The 1,402-nt window shown below is 39.1% G+C and carries 1 protein-coding gene and 1 pseudogene; one reads left to right on the top strand and one right to left on the bottom strand.

Annotated elements, in window-relative coordinates:
- Window positions 1-154: 154 nt before the first annotated feature.
- Window positions 155-796: a 3,4-dihydroxy-2-butanone-4-phosphate synthase gene (ribB, locus tag KTE19_RS13630; protein ID WP_016377611.1), complete on the bottom strand. Its 642-nt coding sequence runs from the start codon at window positions 794-796 to the stop codon at window positions 155-157.
- Between the two features lie 301 nt (window positions 797-1,097).
- On the opposite strand from ribB, the pseudogene KTE19_RS13625 reads away from it, so the two are divergent.
- Window positions 1,098-1,333, top strand: a pseudogene (locus KTE19_RS13625) (acetate kinase); the annotation flags it as partial.
- Between the last annotated feature and the right edge of the window lie 69 nt (window positions 1,334-1,402).

The following is a 1,402-nucleotide window of genomic DNA, read 5'->3' as shown; positions in this document are numbered from 1 at the left end:
GCGTCAATTAACCACCAGTCTGCAAATGGTCGTTTTAGCGTTTTTAGCACTATTACTTAAGAGATTTTAGACAGCTTCTTAAAGATTACGATGTGACATAATCTTTAAAGAGTCGTCTTTGATTAATTGTTTGGCTGATAGTCTTATCGAAACCTTAAACGCTTGCAGCCACCAATTTTTCATGCATATAGGTTTTAATTTGGTCAATGGTGATTAACGGCAAGCCCCATTCTTTAGCGTCTTGAGCTAAATCATCGCGACGAGCCATATGACCATCTGACTTAATCACTTCAATAATTGCAGCAACAGGTGCTTTACCACATAGTTTAGCAAGGTCAACCGAGGCCTCAGTGTGACCGTCACGTGAAAGCAGGCCGGATTCTTTGGCGATCAATGGGAAAACATGGCCGGGATGGTTAAAATCGGTTGGCTTGGCATCTGCAGTTGCCAAATGTTTAATTGTGGCAGCCCGATCAAACGCAGAAACGCCGGTTGTCACACCAGTTGCGTGATATTCACCATCGGTCGAAATGGTAAATGGGGTCTGATTGGGATCAGTACTATGTTCAACCATCATTCGAAAGCCGAGTTTTTCAGCAACTTTTGGACTCATCGGGGCACATAGAAGTCCTTTTGCATGACCAATCATGAAATTGACAGTCTCGGGGGTAATCGTTTCGCCCAAAGTGACGATGTCACCCTCATTTTCACGGCTTTCATTGTCGGCTAAGATAATCATACCGCCATTTTTCAAAGTTTCTAGCGCCTTGTTAATATCTGAAAAAATGCTTGCCAAAAGAATCCACACTCCTAATTTTATTTATAAGGAAGATGGCCATCGTTCGCTTACAACCATTAAAATACATACATTTTCATGAAAAGTCAATGAAAATTAAAAATAAAGTGAACTATATAATAGCTATTTCACTATATAGTTCGTGTAATCTCAAAAGGTTAAGGATAGTTCAACCAAATTTTCAACGATAAAATATCTCAATTATGTGGACTAGTGAGCTGAAACGTGGCTTAAACAATGTTAAACTGATATTGGATACGTTTTCATAAGGAAAAATTCATTTACATGGAGGTACCACGCTATGTCCAAAGTACTGATTGTTAACGCAGAGGAAGTTCATCACTTAAATTCAAACTGTTTGATATGCCAAAGGAAGATGTGCTTGCTGACGGTGAAATTGAACGATTAAATATGCCGGGATCAATTGTGAAGGTTAAATACGGCGATGGTCAGGTATACAAAACTGTTGAAGATAATATTGATTATGAACGTTCGGCTGCAATTATGCTGAACGGGTTAAAGGATTTAGAAGCTGTCTAAAATCTCTTAAGTAATAGTGCTAAAAACGCTAAAACGACCATTTGCAGACTGGTGGTTAATTGACGC

The sequence above is a fragment of the Lentilactobacillus dabitei genome (genome assembly GCF_019061365.1).
Classification (GTDB): Bacteria; Bacillota; Bacilli; order Lactobacillales; family Lactobacillaceae; genus Lentilactobacillus; species Lentilactobacillus dabitei.
Note: the sequence above shows the minus strand (reverse complement) of the source record. Positions and strands in the feature narration are given on the sequence as shown.